Raw genomic sequence first — 16087 nt, 5'->3', positions numbered from 1 at the left:
CGTGACGGTGATCGAGCTGGACCGGGACGCCCCACTCGATCCGGAACCGGCTCGCCGCTCGCCGCCGCCGTGGCGTTACCGGCATCTCGGCCTGTTGCTGTCGGCCGCCCTGACCGTGGCCCTGGGCGGTGCGGCTCTCCCCGGCGGCACGTTCTGGCGCTATCTGGGTCTGGTCCCGGCGGCGGCGGGCACCGACGCGCCGTTCCAGTTGGCCGGCGGGCGCCTCTTCACGATCGCCTTCTCGGAGCAGGGGCGCGTGCTGAGCGCCTGGGCCCTGCGGTCCGGGCCGTACCGGCTGTGGAGTGCCCCGCTGCCGGCCACCGCGAGTCACGACCCGGCGAGCAGCCTCTTCGGGCCGGTCTCGGTGGTCGCGGCCGGCGGCGTGCTGCTGGTCGCCGACGGGGCCGGGCCGACCACCGCGCTGGACCCGGAGGACGGCCGGGTCCTCTGGAGTTCGGCGGTCCACGTCACCGCGGCCGGTGACACCGCGTTCGTGGTGGACCGGGTCTTCCGCCCCGGCACCCTCTACGACCAGGAGTCCGGCGACCCGGGCACGCTCTACTTCTCGGGCGACGGGCGGCCGCACACCGAACCACCGGTCCGGACCGAGGTGCGGGGCCTGGACCCGGCCACCGGACGGGCACGGTGGGCCGTCTCGTCGCCCGGCTCGGTCACCGCCGACCCGGTCGCCGGGGAGCCGCGGGCTGTCCTGGTGACCGCCTCGGAGCGGCTCACCCTGCTGGACGCGGTGACCGGGCGGGTGCTGCGGGAGGCGCCGCTCCAGCGGGTGGACGGTGCCGGGCCGAGCACCGCGTCGGTCCTCGGCGACCTGGTCCTGGTCGGCTACCAGAGCATCGACGTCCAGTTGGGGTACGACGCCCGCACGCTGGAACGACTGTGGAAGCGTTCGCTCGCCGACGATCCGGCGCCGGCCGACTGCACCGGGCTGCTGTGCTCCCGCGACAAGGCCGAGGTGTCGGTGCTGGACTCGGCCACCGGGCGGCCGAAGTGGTTCGTGCCGTCCGACATGAGCATGAGCGTGCGGGCCGGGTACACGCTGCTGACCAGGTCGGAGACCGGTGAGCCGTGGATTCTGGTCGACCCGGCCACCGCGGCGCCCCTGGTCGACCTGAAGGGCTGGACCGGGGTGGTCGACGGCACTTCCGAACGGGTGCTGCTGCTGCGGCGCCACGAGCGTGGCGGCGGGCAGACGTTCGGTGTGGTGCTGGCCGGGAAGCCCGAGGTCAAGGTGCTCGGGCCGGCGGGCGTGCACGGCGGGGAATGCGGTGGCGACGATCGCTACGTAGTCTGTCGGGATACCGGGGGCCTGCGCGTCTGGGCGTACCGGATCTGACCGTCAGCCGGACCGGGGAGCCGCGACGTGCGGGACCGCGTGATCGACCTCGGCGAGGTGCCGGCCGGTGAGCCGGGTGAGGCCGTGTTGCCGGGCGCCCCTCCGCCGTACCGATGGATCCTGGGTTCTCTGGCTCTGGTTCTGCTGATCGCCCTCGGCGGCGCGGCCCCGGCGGCGGCGCCCCCACCGCCCCCGCGGATCATCCCGCTGACGCTGCGTGACGCGATCCGGGTGAGTGACGACCGGCTCTACCTGATCGGCCCGGGCGAGCCGGTCGGCGGCCCGGTCCGGACCCACACCGTCCGCGGCTACCTGCTGCCCGGCGTGACCGAGCTGGGAGTGTGGACGGCCGCCCTCACCGGCGACGTCTTCGCGATCGCCGACGGCGGCGACGGCACGCTGCTGATCAGCCACAGCGACCCGGAGTCCGGGCGGGACACCGTGACGGCCGTCCGGCCCGGGTCCACCGAGCCGGTCTGGCGGCGTGCGGGCCTGATGTTCGGCCTCTCCGGCGACCGCGGCACGGCGCTGATCCACGACGACGACGAAGGCCGGCACCGGCAGGCCTGGCACGGGTTGGACAGCCGGACCGGGAAGGTCCGCTGGACCGTCGGCTCGCCACCGGACCCGGGCGGGTCGGCGCTGCGGACCGGCTACTTCTACACCGGATTCCCAGAGCTGATCTACACCTTGCACGGTGACGGGCGGTTGGAGGCCCGGGAGACGGGCACCGGCCGAGTCACCGTCACCACCCGTATCTTGCAGCCGGTGGACGACATCACGACGTTGTGGGTGGCCGGCGGCGTCCTGGGGATCAGCCACGGCGACGAGACGGTCGCCTACGACGACACCAGCCTGGCCGAACGCTGGCGATCCGGACCGCTCGTCGGCCCGGACGGGTACCTCCTGGACTGCAAGCCGCTGATCTGCGCCTTCACCAGGCAGGACGGTCTCGCCGGCATCGACCCGGCGACCGGGCGCCAGGTGTGGCGGCAGGACGGCTGGGACAGCCGCGAACCGCTCGGCGACCACGTGATGCTGAGCTCGGCCGCCCGCGGGGATCCGGAGCTGGCGGTGCTCGACACGCGTACCGGCCGGATCATCGCCCGGGCCGGGCGCTGGTCCAACGGTGGCCCGGGCCCGCGGCCCGGCACGGCCTACGTCCACCGCGTCGACGCGACCGACAACACCATGCGGTACGGGGTCCTCGAACTGGCCACCGGAAAGGTCCGGCTGCTCGGCTCGGCGGACCGGATCGCCGGCGACTGCCAGTTCCGGGCGGGGGTGCTGATCTGCCGGCGGCTGGACGCCTCGGCGGGGATCTGGCGGCTCTGACACCGCGAGCGGCGGCTGGGTAGCCTGCACGTACGGCCGGGTGTTCGGGAGGTCCGCGGTGCGGGTGCTGGTGGTGGAAGACGAGCGGGACATGGCCGACGCGATCGCGCGGGGCCTGCGCCGCAAGGGCATGGCGGTGGATGTCGCCTACGACGGGTCCCAGGGCCACGAGATGGCCTACGTGACACGGTACGACGTGGTCGTGCTGGACCGTGACCTGCCCGGCATGCACGGCGACGAGATCTGCGCCGCCCTGGTCGAGTCGGGCGCGCTGACCCGGGTGCTGATGCTGACCGCCAGCTCGACGGTCGAGGACAAGGTCGAGGGCCTGGAGCTGGGCGCCGACGACTACCTGGTCAAACCGTTCGACTTCAAGGAGCTGGTGGCCCGGGTGCAGGCGCTGGGCCGGCGGGCCACCCCGGTGGCGCCCCCGGTGCTCGCCGTCGGCAATCTGGTGCTGGACCAGTCCCGCCGGGTGGTGACCCGGGGCGGGGTGACGCTGGAACTCACCAACAAGGAGTTCTGCGTTCTGGAGGAGCTGCTCAAGGCGAAGGGCGGGGTGGTCTCCAGCGAGGAGCTGCTCGACCGGGTGTGGGACGCCAACACCGACCCCTTCACCACGACCGTACGCGTGACGATCAACACACTGCGAAAGAAGCTGGGTGATCCGCCGCTGGTCGAGACCGTCGTGGGCGCCGGTTACCGGATCCCCGACCCGGTCGTGGCCTCGTGACGCTCTACCCCGGGGCCCGTGGCGGGATGCGGCCCACCCTGCGGCTGCGGCTCACTCTGCTCAACGGCATCCTGCTGGTGGGCGCCGGCGCGATCCTGGTGCTGCTGGCCTGGCTGATGGTCAGCGAGTCGCTGCACCCGGTCGACGAGCTGCGGGCCGGTTCGAGCGTGACCCTCGAGGACGGAACCACGCAGGAGGCGATCGCCTGGCAGACCCGGATGGTCGCGCAGGCCTCCCGGGAAGTGCTGATCAAGGGGTTCAGCGCGCTGATCGCGGTCGGCATCATCGGGGTGGCGCTGGCGTACCTGATGGCCGGCCGGGCTCTGCGCCCGTTGCACTACGTGACCCAGACCGCCCAGCGGCTCGGTGAGGAGACGCTGGACCAGCGGATCCGCTACTCCGGCGCGGACGACGAGGTGGCCGAGCTGGCCCGGACCTTCGACGCCATGCTGGACAGGCTGACGGCCGCGTTCGAGTCGCAGAAGCGGTTCGTGGCGAACGCGTCGCACGAGCTGCGCACCCCGCTCGCGGTGATGCGAACCGAGATCGACGTGACGCTCAGCGACGACGAGGCGGATGTGGCCGAGTACCGGCGGATGGCCAAGGTGGTCCGCAACGCCTCGGAGCGGGCGAACGGTCTGGTCGACGCGCTGCTGGTGCTGGCCCGGTCGGAGGCGCAGTCCGGCCGCCGCCTGGTCCGTAAGGTGCCGGCCGACCTGGCGACCAGCGTCTACAACGCGTTCTCCGCGGTGAAGGCCGAGGCGGTGCGCCTCAAACTCGACGTCACCACCGACCTGTCGCCGGCCCCGGTGGTCGGCGACCCGAGCCTGCTGGACCGGCTGGCCGGCAACCTGATCGAGAACGCGATCCGGTACAACCACCTGCTCGGCCGGCTGTGGCTGCGGACCGAGTCGGTGGGCGGCCAGGCCCGGCTGATCGTCGGCAACACCGGTTACGAGGTGGAGCCGGGCGACGTGCCCGGCCTGTTCGAGCCGTTCCGCCGGGGCGGCTGGGAGCGGACCGGCTCCCGCGGGTCCGGTCTGGGGCTGTCCATCGTGCGGGCGGTCTGCGACGCGCACGGCGGAACCGTGTCGGCGGTGGCGCAGGAGGGCGGTGGCCTGGAGGTCACGGTGGCCCTGCCGGCCGCCGACACCACCCCGGTGGTGGCGGCGACGGCCAGCGTCCCGCGGGTCCGCTGAGGATCCACGCAGCCGTCAGCTCTTGCTCTCGATCTCGGCGCGCAGCGCCGGGAAGTCGGCCCGCACGTCGGCGGCCGTCTTGAAGAACCACATGATCATGCCGACGCTGCCCTCGTCGGCCCAGCCGCAGATCGCCAGGTCGATGCCGGAGGTGCTGCTGGTGCCGCACTTGGCGACGCCGCCCAGTTCGCCGGTGGCGGCATCGGCCAGGCCGGACACCGTGGCGCTCTGGCCGAAGACCCGGAACGACTCGGCGACCTCCTTCTCCGGGTCGGTGATGGTGGCCTTGGTGGCCAGCGCGGCCACCATGTTCTGCCCGGTGGGCGAGCCGTAGAGGGCGCCGAACGAGCTGGACGCGCCCGGGTAGGCGGCCAGGCTGCTCTCCATCTCCTCGGTGACGGCCGAGAACCGCGGGTCGTCGACGAGCGGCAGCCCGCCGAGCGTCACCGGCTGGGCGATGGTGACCCGGGCGGCCGCGGCCTCGGCGTCGTCGACCGCGTTCTTGCCGATCAGCAGGATCGTGGCGGCGCCGCCGACGCAGAGGACCAGTGCGATCGCCACCGAGAGCAGGACGATCGGCACGGTACGGGACGTGGGTTTCCCCGGCGGCGGAAGCGGCGGGAAACCGGGATGACCGGGCTGCGGCGGTCCGTATCCGGGCGCGGACGGGCCGTATCCCGGCTGGGGCGGTCCGTATCCGGGCGCGGACGGGCCGTATCCCGGCGCGGGCGGTCCGTACCCGGGCTGTGGCGTGCCGTATCCCGCGGGCGGGTACGGCTGCGTCGGTGGGTACTCCGGCTGGCCGGGGTGCGGAGGGTAGGTCATCAACGCTCCAGAACTCGGGAAGGTCGGTGGATCTTATCGACGGCGGGAAGCGCTGATCGACGTCTCATCCGGCGAGTAGGCACACCCGTACACCGAAGGCCCCCGCACCGACGGTGCGAGGGCCTTCGAAGGGGTTACCCGATCAGGCGCGGACGTTCGCCACGCCGTCCGGCAGGAAGCGCTTGCCGGTGACCCGCTCGGCGGTGCCGCTGCGGTCCAGGTACGGCGTGACGCCACCCAGGTGGAACGGATAGCCGGCGCCCAGGATCATGCACAGGTCGATGTCCTGCGCCTCCGCGACCACGCCCTCGTCGAGCATGATCCGGATCTCCTCGGCCAGGCCGTCGAGCGCCTTCTGGCGTACCTCGTCGGCGGTGAGCGGGGAGTCGCCGACCTCGAGGAGCCTGACGACCTCGGGGTTGATCTCCTTGTCGACCATCACCGGCAGCTTGGCGTCGGCGATCCGCTTGAGGTTCGGCGAGTCGGCGTAGCGGTCCGGGAACGCCGCGTGCAGCGTCTCGCCCACGTGGTAGGCCACCGCCGGGCCGACCAGCTGGAGCAGGGCGATCGGGCGCATCGGCAGGCCCAGCGGGTCCATCGCCACGTTCACCACGTCCAGCGGGGTGCCGGCGTCGACGGCCTGGAAGATCTCGCTGGTGACCCGGGTGAGCAGGCGGTTGACCACGAACGCGGGCGCGTCCTTGACCAGCACCGACGACTTCTTCAGGGTCTTGCCCACCTCGAACGCGGTGGCCAGGGTGGTGTCGTCGGTCTTCTCGCCCCGGATGATCTCCAGGAGCGGCAGGACCGCGACCGGGTTGAAGAAGTGGAAGCCGACGACCCGCTCGGGGTGCTCCAGATCGGCGGCCATCTCGGTGATCGACAGCGAGCTGGTGTTGGTCGCCAGGATCGCCTCGGGCTTGACGATCTTCTCGAACTCGGCCCAGATCTGCTTCTTCAGGTCGAGGTTCTCGAAGACGGCCTCGATCACGAAGTCGGCGTCGGCGAAGACCGACTTGTCGACCGAGCCGCTGACGAGCAGGCGCAGCCTGGCGGCCGTGCCCTCGTCCATGCGCTTCTTGGCGACCAGCTTGTCGATCTCGGCGTGCACGTAGCCGACGCCCTTGTCGACCCGCTCCTGGTCCAGGTCGGTGAGGACCACCGGGACCTGGAGGCGGCGCAGGAACAGCAGGGCGAGCTGGGAGGCCATCAGGCCGGCGCCGATGATGCCGACCTTGGTGACCTTGCGGGCCAGGGATTTGTCCGGCACCCCGACCGGGCGCTTGGCGCGGCGCTGGACCAGGTCGAACGAGTACAGACTGGCGCGGGACTCGTCGCCCATGATCAGGTCGGCGAGGGCCTCGGTCTCGGCCGCGGTACCGTCCTCGAACGACGCGCTCTTGGCCAGGGCCAGCAGCTCGACGGCCTTGTTGGCGGCCGGGACGGCGCCGTGCAGCTTCTCGTCCAGCATGGCCTTGACGAACTCCAGGACGCCGTCCCAGTCCTTGCGGTCGATCTCCGGCCGCTCGACGGTGATCTCGCCCTTGACCACGCCGGCCGCCCAGGCCAGCGAGTCCTCCAGGAAGTCGGCCGCCTCGAAGAGGGCGTCGGCGACACCCATCTCCTTGGCCTGCTTCGGCCGCAGCTGCTTCTGGGTCAGCGGGTTCTGCAGGATGACGGTGGCCGCGTTGATGATGCCGATCAGGTTCGGCAGGATCTGCGAGCCGCCCCAGCCGGGGATCAGGCCGATCGCGACCTCGGGCAGGGCGAGCGCCGCCGCGCCGGTGGAGACGGTCCGGTAGTGGCAGTGCAGCGCCACCTCGAGGCCGCCGCCCATCGCCGCGCCGTTGACGAACGCGAACGTCGGGATGGTGCTGTTGCGCAGCCGGGCGAAGACCCGGTGGCCCAGCTCGCCCAGCGCCACGGCCTGCTCACGGGAGTTGATCAGCGGCATGCCGGTGATGTCGGCGCCGACGCAGAAGATGTACGGCTTGCCGGTGACCGCGATGAACGACGGGTTCGCCGCGGTGGCCGCCGTGATCGCCTCGTCGAGCGACGTCAGCCCGCCCGGGCCGAAGCTGTTCGGCTTCTTGTGGTCGAAGCCGTTGTCGAGCGTGATCAGGGCCGCGGGCTTCTCCAGACCGGGGACTCCGACCAGGCGGAGGATCGCCTTGGTGACTACCTCGTTCGGGTTCTCGATCACTTGGCCGCGCCTTCCCAGTACGGGTTCTCCCAGATAACGGTGCCGCCCATGCCGATGCCGATGCACATCGCGTTGATCCCGTAGCGGACGTCGGGGCGCTCGGCGAACTGCCGGGCGAGCTGCGTCATCAGGCGGATCGCCGAGGACGCGAGCGGGTGACCGATGGCGATCGCGCCGCCCCACGGGTTGACCCGCGGGTCGTCGTCGGCGATGCCGAAGTGGTCGAGGAAGGCGAGCACCTGGATCGCGAAGGCCTCGTTCAGCTCGAACAGGCCGATGTCGTCGATGGTGAGGCCGGCCTTCTTCAGGGCCTTCTCCGTCGACGGGACCGGGCCGTACCCCATGACCTCGGGCTCGACGCCGACGAACGCGTAGGACACCATCCGCATGGCGACCGGCAGGCCCAGCTCGCGGGCGGTGGCCTCGTCGGCCAGGATCGCCGCGGTGGCGCCGTCGTTGAGGCCGGCCGCGTTGCCCGCGGTGACCCGGCCGTGCGGGCGGAACGGCGTCTTCAGGGTGGCCAGCTTCTCCATCGAGGTGGCGCGGGGCGCCTCGTCGACGGTGGCCAGGCCCCAGCCCAGCTCGGCGGAGCGGATGGCGACCGGCACCAGGTCCGGCTGGATCTTGCCGTCGGCGTACGCCTTGGCGGTCTTGATCTGGGAGTTCAGGCCGTAGAGGTCGGCCCGCTCCTTGGTGATGTGTGGCAACCGGTCGTGCAGGTTCTCCGCCGTGGAGCCCATCACCAGAGCGGAGGGGTCGACCAGCCTCTCGGCCAGGATCCGCGGGTTGGGGTCGACGCCCTCGCCCATCGGGTGCCGGCCCATGTGCTCGACGCCTCCGGCGATGGCGATGTCGTACGCGCCCATCGCGATACCGCCGGCGACATTGGTCACGGCGGTCATGGCGCCCGCGCACATCCGGTCGACGGAGTAGCCGGGGGTGGTCTTCGGCAGGCCGGAGAGCAGCGCGGCGGTCCGGCCGAGAGTCAGGCCCTGGTCGCCGATCTGGGTGGTGGCCGCGATCGCGACCTCCTCCACCTTCTCCGGCGGAAGCTGGGGGTTCCGTTTGAGCAGTTCGCGCATGCAGCGGATCACCAGGTCGTCGGCGCGGGTCTCGGCATACATGCCGCCCGCCTTGCCGAACGGGGTGCGGACGCCGTCGACGAAGACGACCTCGCGTACTTCACGGGGCACAGCAAGCCTCCTTGCGGGCGTGAACCCAAATGTGACGGCAATGCTACTCGTCAGTAACTAGTGGCTGCCAGGCCCACCGGGAAAAGGTCACACCCGGAGTCGGCGCCCCACATCGGCGTCATCGCACCCCACTGAAGAACTCCGGAAACCCCCGAATCAAACCCGTTCTCCGGTACGCGTGACCCCGTCCCGTCCCATTCGGACCGTCCCGTCCGTGCGGCGCGATCCGCTGCCCACTCCCGCCCGTGCCGCGCCACCGGGCTGAGCTCAGTGGGCGCGGCACGGGCTTCAGCCGGCTGAAGCCCAGAGCCGACGCGTACCGCTCAGAGAGGGTCGGGAAGGACGGCCGCGAGATCGTCGGCCAGCAGGACCACCTGCCAGTTGCGGGCGCCGAAGCCGAGCAGGGTGTCGCCGACCGTGCGGGGGGTGACCTCGTCCGGCGGCGACCAGGCCAGCCGGCGCACGAAATCCGGGCTGATCAGGTTCTCCGGGGGAAGATTGTGCCGCTCGGCGGTGCCCACCACGATCTGCCGGCAGCGGGACAGCCGGGCCGCCGCGATCGGGTCGCGCTCGGCCCAGCGGTGCGGCGGGGGCGGCCCGTCGACCGGCTGGTTCACCGGCAGCGCGTCGTCCGGCAGGGACCGCGCCTGGTCCAGGGCGTCCAGCCAGATCCGGGCCAGCCGGCGCACCGACCGGCCGCCGAAACCGGGAATGCCCAGCAGGGTGCGCTCGTCCTTCGGATCGGCCTCGGCCGCCGCGACGATCGCCGAGTCGGGCAGCACCCGGCCCGGCGCCGTGTCACGGCGGGACGCCACGCCGTCCCGCGCATACCACAACGCGCGCACCCGGGACTGGGCGCGAGCGCCACGCACCCGGTGGATGCCCGAGGTGCGGCGCCACGGGTCGGGACGCACCCGCGGCGGGCGGTCCGCGCCGGCCACCAGGGCGGCGAACTCCTCGGCCGCCCACGCGGTCTTGCCCTGCCGGTCGAGTTCGGCGGCGAGCACGTCGCGCAGGTCGGTGAGCAGCTCCACGTCGAGCGCGGCATAGGTCAGCCAGGACTCCGGCAGCGGCCGGGTCGACCAGTCCGCCGCCGAATGGTGCTTCTCCAGCGAATAGCCGAGCAACTGTTCGGTCAGCGCCGCGAGACCCACCCGCTCGAATCCGGCCAGCCGGGCCGCCAGCTCGGTGTCGAACAGGCGGCGCGGGCGCATCCCCAGCTCGGCCAGACAGGGCAGGTCCTGGCTGGCGGCGTGCAGCACCCACTCGGTGTCGGCGAGCGCCGCGTCGAGGGTGCGCAGGTCGTCGAGCGGCAGCGGGTCCAGCAGCACCGTGCCGGACCCGGCCCGGCGCAGTTGGAGCAGGTAGGCGCGCTGGGTGTAGCGGTAGCCGGAGGCGCGCTCGGCGTCCACCGCCACCGGCCCGGTGCCGTCGGCCATCCGGGAGACGATCTCGGCCAGCTCGGCCTCGGTCTCCACCGGGCGGGGCGTGCCGTCACGGGGTGCGGTCAGTGGTGTCGCGGGGCGAGGATCCTCGGGACCGCCATCGGGGCCGCCAGAGTGCGGGCCGGGCGGCACTGGGTGCGGTCCGTCTCCTGCCGTGTCCGGCGAGTCCCGACGGCGCAGGGGTGCTTCGTCGGTCACTCCGTAACCGTACGGGGGTGTCACCCTTGCCGCGCGCAGCCGGGGTCCGGCGCGTCGATTCTTGATCTCCGGTGAAGTTCATCCGAACAGCGTTCCGGTCCGTACCACCTGTCGCAGCGCCGAGACCGGGGAGGCCGCGCCGGATGACCGCACCATTCGAACCCTTCACGCCCGCCAATGGATCCGGCGGGCGCCGGCGTGCCCAGGAGTGGTCCTGGGAGGACGACCGCTCCTGGAATCAGCAGCCCGCCTACGACCCCTGGTCGCAGCAGCAACCACAGCAACCGCAGTGGGCGGCGGAGCCCCAGCAGCAACCGCAGTGGGCGGCGGAGCCGCAGCAACAGTGGGCGGCCGGACCGCAGCAGCCGCAGTGGGCGCCCGAGCCGCAGTGGAACCAGCCGGTCCATGCGGCGCAGCCACAGCAGCCGGTCCACGAGCCGGCGCCGGCGGCGAAACGTGGCCGTGGCCGCACCGTCGTCATCGGCCTGGTCGCGGCGCTGCTGCTGGTCACCGGATGGCAGGCGTTCCGGGTGGAGACGATGATCCGCAGCAGCAGCGACCTGGCCTCCGCCGTCACCGCCGAACAGGGCCGCAGCCAGGAGCTGGAGAAGCAGCTCGCCACCGTCTTCGACCCGGAGGGCATCGCCCGCAGCGTGCTGCCCAGCGTCTTCCGGGTCCGGGCCGGCGACTTCACCGGCACGGCGTTCGCGGTCGGCCGGGCCAACGGGCGGACCAACCTGTTCACCAACTTCCACGTGGTCGAGGAGGTGTGGTCCGGCGGCGACCGTGCGGTGTCGCTGGAACGCGGCACCACCCGGATCAACGCGACCATCATCAAGGTGAGCGAGGGGCGGGACCTGGCGCTGCTGCGTACCAACCAGGACATCACCCCGCTCGGCGTGGCCGCGGACGAGGTGAAACCCGGTCAGCAGGTGATGGTCGTCGGCGCGCCGCTCGGGCTCGAGGACTCGGTCACCACCGGGGTGATCAGCGCGTACCGGCCGGACGCCGAGGACGGGCCGACCATCCAGTTCGACGCCCCGATCAACCCCGGCAACTCCGGCGGGCCGGTCGTCAACGCCGGCAAGCAGGTCGTCGGGCTGGCCACCGCCAAGGCGCGCGACGCCGAGGGCATCGGCCTGGCCATCCCGATCGAGACCGCCTGCAAGACCCTGGGCGCCTGCGGCAACGGCTGACGCCGCGGGCTCAGACGGGCAGGTGCCGGTCGGAGAGCGAGGACACCCCGGGCGGCGGCAGGCCGGCCGTGGACGCCAGCATCGCGCACCAGCCGTACAGATGGGCGCCGAAGTCGGCGGAGGTGGGTGTCCAGGAGGCGCGCACCTCCAGGTCGGCGGTCGGCGCCGGGCCGGCCAGCTCACCGAACCGGGTGGACGCCGTCTGGGTGACCGTGCCGCCGATCGCCGTGTACGCCGCCGCGTGCTGGTCCAGCCCGTCGGTCAGCCAGGTCCACGCCACCGCCGGCAGCAGCGGGTCGGAGGCGAGATCCTCCTCCAGCTCCGCGGTGATCAACGTGACCAGACGCAGATCGCCCCGCCAGGCGTCGTGCCCGGCCGGGTCGTGCAGCAGGATCAGCCGGCCGCTCGCCACCTCGTCACCGCCACGGAGCACGGTGGCGCTGAGGGCGAACGCGTACGGAGCGAGCCGCTGTGGCGCGGCGATCTCCTCGAGCAGGATCTCCGGCCGCGGCGACTCCGCGCGCAGCCCGGCGACGGCGCGGGTGAACGCCTCAGGGACAGCGGAGGGGGACGCCATGGGGGAAGCCTATGCCGATCTAGCGACGGTCCGGGGTCGGCACGCCGCCACGTCACCGCACTCACGTGGCACCATGGCCCGGTGACGGTTCTCCAGGATTCCCCCTTCGTTCGGGCGTGTCGTGGTCTGCCCGGCCCGCATACGCCGGTCTGGTTCATGCGGCAGGCCGGGCGTTCGCTGCCCGAGTACCGCAAGATCCGGCAGGGTGTCGGCATGCTCGAGTCGTGCCGCCGGCCGGACCTGGTCACCGAGATCACCCTCCAGCCGGTGCGCCGCCACAACGTCGACGCGGCCATCTTCTTCAGCGACATCGTGGTGCCGGTCGCCGCGGCCGGCATCGACCTCGACATCGTGGCCGGCACCGGCCCGGTGGTGGCCGAGCCGGTGCGCGCCGAGGCCGACCTGGCCCGCCTGCGGCCGATCGTTCCGGCCGACGTGGACTTCGTCACCGAGGCGGTGAAGCTGCTGGTCGCCGAGCTCGGCGAGACGCCGCTGATCGGTTTCGCGGGCGCGCCGTTCACGCTGGCCAGCTACCTCATCGAGGGCGGTCCGTCGCGGACCTATCTCAAGACCAAGGCGATGATGTACGGCGCTCCCGAACTGTGGAACGCGCTGCTCTCCCGGCTCGCCGAGATCACGCTGACGTTCCTGCGGGTCCAGGTGGACGCCGGGGTGAGCGCCGTGCAGCTGTTCGACTCGTGGGCCGGCGCGCTGTCCGAGGCCGACTACCGGCGGTATGTGATGCCGCATTCGGCCTCCGTCCTGAACGGTCTGGCCGGCGCCGGGGTGCCGCGCATCCACTTCGGCGTCGGCACCGGGGTGCTGCTGGAGGCGATGGGCGAGGCCGGCGCCGACGTGGTGGGTGTGGACTGGCGGACCCCGCTGGACGCGGCCACCCGGCGGATCGGCCCGGACCGCGCGGTACAGGGCAATCTGGACCCGGCGATCCTCTTCGCCGGGTGGGACGTGGTCGAGCGGGAGGCCCGCCGGGTTCTGGAGCAGGGCCGGGCGGCGCCGGGGCACGTCTTCAACCTGGGACACGGCGTGATGCCGGAGACCGATCCGGACGTCCTCACCCGTCTGGTCGCGCTGGTCCACGAGGCCTCCGGGTCGTAAGACACTGGGCGGTCGGGCCGGGTCGCGGAAGGCTCGCGTCACAGACGCGGACCCCACTGGCCGGGGTCCGCTGGGACCTGGGAGTGTGTGAAGCGTGCGGAAGCGGATCGCGGTCATCGGTGGCGGTATCGCCGGCCTGGCGGCCGCCGTGCGCCTGCGGGATGTCCACGCGGGCGCCGAGGTCGTGGTGTTCGAGCAGGCCGGCACCCTGGGCGGCAAGCTCCGGACCGGCGAGCTCGGTGGACGGGTGGTCGAGCGGGGCGCCGAGTCGTTCCTGAACGGTGGGCCGGACGGCGGTGAGTCCGCGGCGGTGGCCCTGGCCCGCCGGGTCGGCCTCGGCGACGCTCTGGCGCATCCGGCGGCCCGCCCCGCGGCGCTGGCCTTCGGTGGCCGCCTCGCCCCGATTCCCGGCGGGACGCTTGTCGGCGTCCCCGGTGACCTGTCCACGCTGGACGGTGTGGCGCGGCCCACGAGCGACGCGGACCGGGACACCGGCCGCCCGCTGCTGGCGCCCGGCGAGGACGTGGCGGTCGGCGCGCTGGTCCGGCAGCGGTACGGCGACGAGGTCGTGGACCGGCTGGTCGACCCGATGCTCGGCGGCGTCTACGCGGGCCGTGCCGACGAGCTGTCCCTGCGGGTCACCATGCCGCAACTGGCCCGCACCGCGGAGACCGAGCACACGCTGCGGGCCGCGGTCCGGGCCGCCCAGGCGGGTGGTCGCCGGGTTCCCGGGCGGCCGGTCTTCGCGACCGTGGAGGGCGGGATGAGCCGGCTGGTCGAGGCCGCCGCGGTGGCGAGCGGGGCACGGATCAGCGCGGGTGCGCCGGTGCGGGAGCTCACGCGTACCGGGAACGGGTCTTGGCTGTTGGTCTCCGGGCCGGTGCCGGCGCCGCGGACCGAGGAGTTCGACGCGGTGATCCTCGCGGTTCCGGCGAAGCCGGCGGCGCGGCTGCTGAGCGAGGTGGCGCCGGAGCCGGCCGCCGCGATCGCCGCCCTGGAGTACGCGAGCGTCGCGCTCGCCGCGATGGCCCTGCCGGCCGGGACCGCCCTGCCGGACCTCTCCGGTTTCCTGGTGCCGCCCGGCGAGGGCACCATGGTGAAGGCCGCCACGTTCTTCACCACCAAGTGGCCGCACCTGGCCCGCGAGGGCGGCCCGGTGATCGTGCGGGTGTCGCTCGGCCGGTCCGGCGAGCAGGAGCGGCTCCAGCAGGACGACGCCTCCCTGCTGGAGGTGGCCCACCGGGAGCTGAGCGGCCTGCTCGATGTGGAGCTTCCGGCGCCGGACGGGGCGTGGGTGCAGCGGTGGGGTGGCGGCCTGCCGCAGTACGCGCCGGGTCACACCGACCGGGTCGGCGCGGCGCGGGCCGGGCTGCCGGAGGGGCTGGCGCTGGCGGGCGCGGCGTTCGACGGTGTCGGCATCCCGGTGTGCGTGGCCAGCGGCGAGCGCGCCGCGGATGATGTGAGCACTTTCCTGAAGGAGATCTCATGAGCGAACAGCAGACCAACGCGGCGCGGATCAACGAGCTGAACGCGACCATCCGCTACACCATGTGGTCGGTGTTCCGGGTGTCCGCTCCGCTGCCCACGCTCCGCGACGAGGTGGCCGGCGAGGTGGACGCGCTCTTCGAGCAGTTGGCCGGCAAGGACGTGACGATCCGTGGCACCTACGACGTGGCCGGTCTGCGCGCCGACGCCGACATCATGGTGTGGTGGCATTCCGGCTCGCCGGACGCGCTTCAGGACGCCTACGGGCTGTTCCGCCGGACCGCGCTGGGCCGCCACCTGGCGCCGGTCTGGTCGCAGATGGCGCTGCACCGGCCGGCCGAGTTCAACCGCAGCCACCTGCCGGCCTTCCTGGCCGGTGAGGACCCTCGCGCCTACCTGTGCGTCTACCCGTTCGTCCGCTCCTACGACTGGTACGTGCTGCCCGACGAGGAGCGCCGTGCCATGCTCGCCGAGCACGGCCAGATGGCCCGGCCGTACCCGGACGTGCGCGCCAACACGGTCGCGTCGTTCGCGCTCGGCGACTACGAGTGGATGCTCGCCTTCGAGGCCGACGAGCTGCACCGGATCGTCGACCTGATGCGTGACCTGCGGGCTTCGAAGGCGCGGCTGCACGTGCGCGAGGAGGTCCCGTTCTACACCGGCCGCCGCCGCTCGGTCACCGAACTGGTGGCGAATCTTCCCTAGGTTCCGTGACAGAGCCTGGCCATCGGTACGTGGGGGATGCCGTCCTCCAGGAACTCCGGGCCGGTCGTCTCGAAGCCGTACCTCGCGTAGAAACCGGCGAGGTGCGCCTGGGCGTCGAGCGCGGCCGGCCGGTTGCCGATCACGCGCAGGGCCTCCTCGACGAGCCGCCCGGCCAGTCCGGCGCCGCGGGCGTCCGGCGCGGTCACCACCCGGCCGATGCGCTCCACCCCGTGGTCGCTGAGGATCCGCAGGTAGGCCCGCACGTGTTTGCCCTGAGCGAACCACACGTGCCGGGTTCCGGGTTCGGCGTCCCGTCCGTCCGGGTCGAGGTAGGGGCATTCCTGCTCGACCACGAAGACCTCGCTGCGCAGCTTGAGGATTTCGTAGAGGGTGGTGGTGTCCAGGTCGCGGAAGGACGCCACCCGCAGCTCGTCGTGAGGTTCGGGATGCACCGGCACAACATACGCGGCCGTCCGACGTTGTACCGGGTAGCTCCGGTTCTCGGGGAGCCGGGCCTCCCCCG

At 72.6% G+C, this 16087-nt stretch carries 14 protein-coding genes; 8 read left to right on the top strand and 6 right to left on the bottom strand.

The features are described 5' to 3' along the window. The first annotated feature begins 1 nt into the window (after position 1). Genes AB0I88_RS10765 through AB0I88_RS10750 form a run of 4 tightly spaced genes read left to right on the top strand, consistent with a single transcriptional unit; the run spans position 2 to position 4621 of the window. A complete protein-coding gene (locus AB0I88_RS10765) occupies positions 2-1354 on the top strand; it encodes a PQQ-binding-like beta-propeller repeat protein (RefSeq protein WP_361021057.1) in 1353 nt (450 codons plus the stop codon). 27 nt (positions 1355-1381) lie between these two features. Beyond that, positions 1382-2689: a PQQ-binding-like beta-propeller repeat protein gene (locus AB0I88_RS10760; protein ID WP_361021055.1), complete on the top strand. Its 1308-nt coding sequence runs from the start codon at positions 1382-1384 to the stop codon at positions 2687-2689. A gap of 58 nt (positions 2690-2747) precedes the next feature. Continuing rightward, a complete protein-coding gene (locus AB0I88_RS10755; RefSeq protein ID WP_361021280.1) occupies positions 2748-3422 on the top strand; it encodes a response regulator transcription factor in 675 nt (224 codons plus the stop codon). A gap of 26 nt (positions 3423-3448) precedes the next feature. Then, positions 3449-4621 carry a HAMP domain-containing sensor histidine kinase gene (locus AB0I88_RS10750; protein WP_361021278.1) on the top strand — a complete coding sequence of 391 codons (1173 nt, stop codon included), beginning with the start codon at positions 3449-3451 and terminating at the stop codon, positions 4619-4621. A 15-nt stretch (positions 4622-4636) separates the two neighbouring features. On the opposite strand, the gene AB0I88_RS10745 is transcribed toward AB0I88_RS10750, so the two are convergent. The 4 genes from AB0I88_RS10745 to AB0I88_RS10730 form a co-directional block, all read right to left on the bottom strand. After that, positions 4637-5203 carry a hypothetical protein gene (locus AB0I88_RS10745; protein WP_361021053.1) on the bottom strand — a complete coding sequence of 189 codons (567 nt, stop codon included), beginning with the start codon at positions 5201-5203 and terminating at the stop codon, positions 4637-4639. Between the two features lie 385 nt (positions 5204-5588). After that, entirely contained in the window at positions 5589-7649 is a 2061-nt protein-coding gene (locus AB0I88_RS10740) for a 3-hydroxyacyl-CoA dehydrogenase NAD-binding domain-containing protein (protein ID WP_361021051.1), read from the bottom strand. After that, positions 7646-8842, bottom strand: coding sequence for a thiolase family protein (locus AB0I88_RS10735; RefSeq protein ID WP_361021049.1), 1197 nt, complete (start codon positions 8840-8842; stop codon positions 7646-7648). Before AB0I88_RS10735 ends, AB0I88_RS10740 begins: the two co-directional genes overlap by 4 nt. Before the next feature lie 323 nt (positions 8843-9165). Next, complete coding sequence (locus AB0I88_RS10730) at positions 9166-10485, bottom strand: ribonuclease D (protein ID WP_361021047.1); 1320 nt, start codon at positions 10483-10485, stop codon at positions 9166-9168. Positions 10486-10628: 143 nt separating this feature from the next. Here AB0I88_RS10730 and AB0I88_RS10725 point away from each other — a divergent pair, with 143 nt between their 5' ends. After that, on the top strand, positions 10629-11681 hold the full coding sequence (locus AB0I88_RS10725; RefSeq protein WP_361021045.1) for a trypsin-like peptidase domain-containing protein: 1053 nt from the start codon (positions 10629-10631) through the stop codon (positions 11679-11681). Positions 11682-11691: 10 nt separating this feature from the next. Here AB0I88_RS10725 and AB0I88_RS10720 read toward each other — a convergent pair whose 3' ends face one another. After that, positions 11692-12258, bottom strand: coding sequence for a DUF3000 domain-containing protein (locus AB0I88_RS10720; protein ID WP_361021043.1), 567 nt, complete (start codon positions 12256-12258; stop codon positions 11692-11694). 81 nt (positions 12259-12339) lie between these two features. Between AB0I88_RS10720 and hemE the strand changes: the two genes are divergently transcribed. The 3 genes from hemE to hemQ all read left to right on the top strand — a co-directional run bounded on the left by hemE (position 12340) and on the right by hemQ (position 15564). Continuing rightward, entirely contained in the window at positions 12340-13374 is a 1035-nt protein-coding gene (gene hemE, locus AB0I88_RS10715; protein ID WP_361021040.1) for a uroporphyrinogen decarboxylase, read from the top strand. Between the two features lie 94 nt (positions 13375-13468). Next, complete coding sequence (hemG, locus tag AB0I88_RS10710; RefSeq protein WP_361021038.1) at positions 13469-14863, top strand: protoporphyrinogen oxidase; 1395 nt, start codon at positions 13469-13471, stop codon at positions 14861-14863. After that, positions 14860-15564, top strand: a complete 705-nt coding sequence (gene hemQ, locus AB0I88_RS10705; protein WP_361021036.1) for a hydrogen peroxide-dependent heme synthase — start codon at positions 14860-14862, stop codon at positions 15562-15564. Before hemG ends, hemQ begins: the two co-directional genes overlap by 4 nt. Here the strand turns inward: hemQ and AB0I88_RS10700 are convergent. Further along, positions 15561-16016, bottom strand: a complete 456-nt coding sequence (locus AB0I88_RS10700) for a GNAT family N-acetyltransferase (protein WP_361021034.1) — start codon at positions 16014-16016, stop codon at positions 15561-15563. The two genes, hemQ and AB0I88_RS10700, sit on opposite strands and share 4 nt — an antisense overlap. Between the last annotated feature and the right edge of the window lie 71 nt (positions 16017-16087).

This window comes from Actinoplanes sp. NPDC049802, assembly GCF_040656595.1.
Lineage (GTDB): Bacteria > Actinomycetota > Actinomycetes > Mycobacteriales > Micromonosporaceae > Actinoplanes.
The sequence above is the reverse complement of the archived record's forward strand: the minus strand, read 5'-3'. Positions and strand labels throughout refer to the sequence as shown.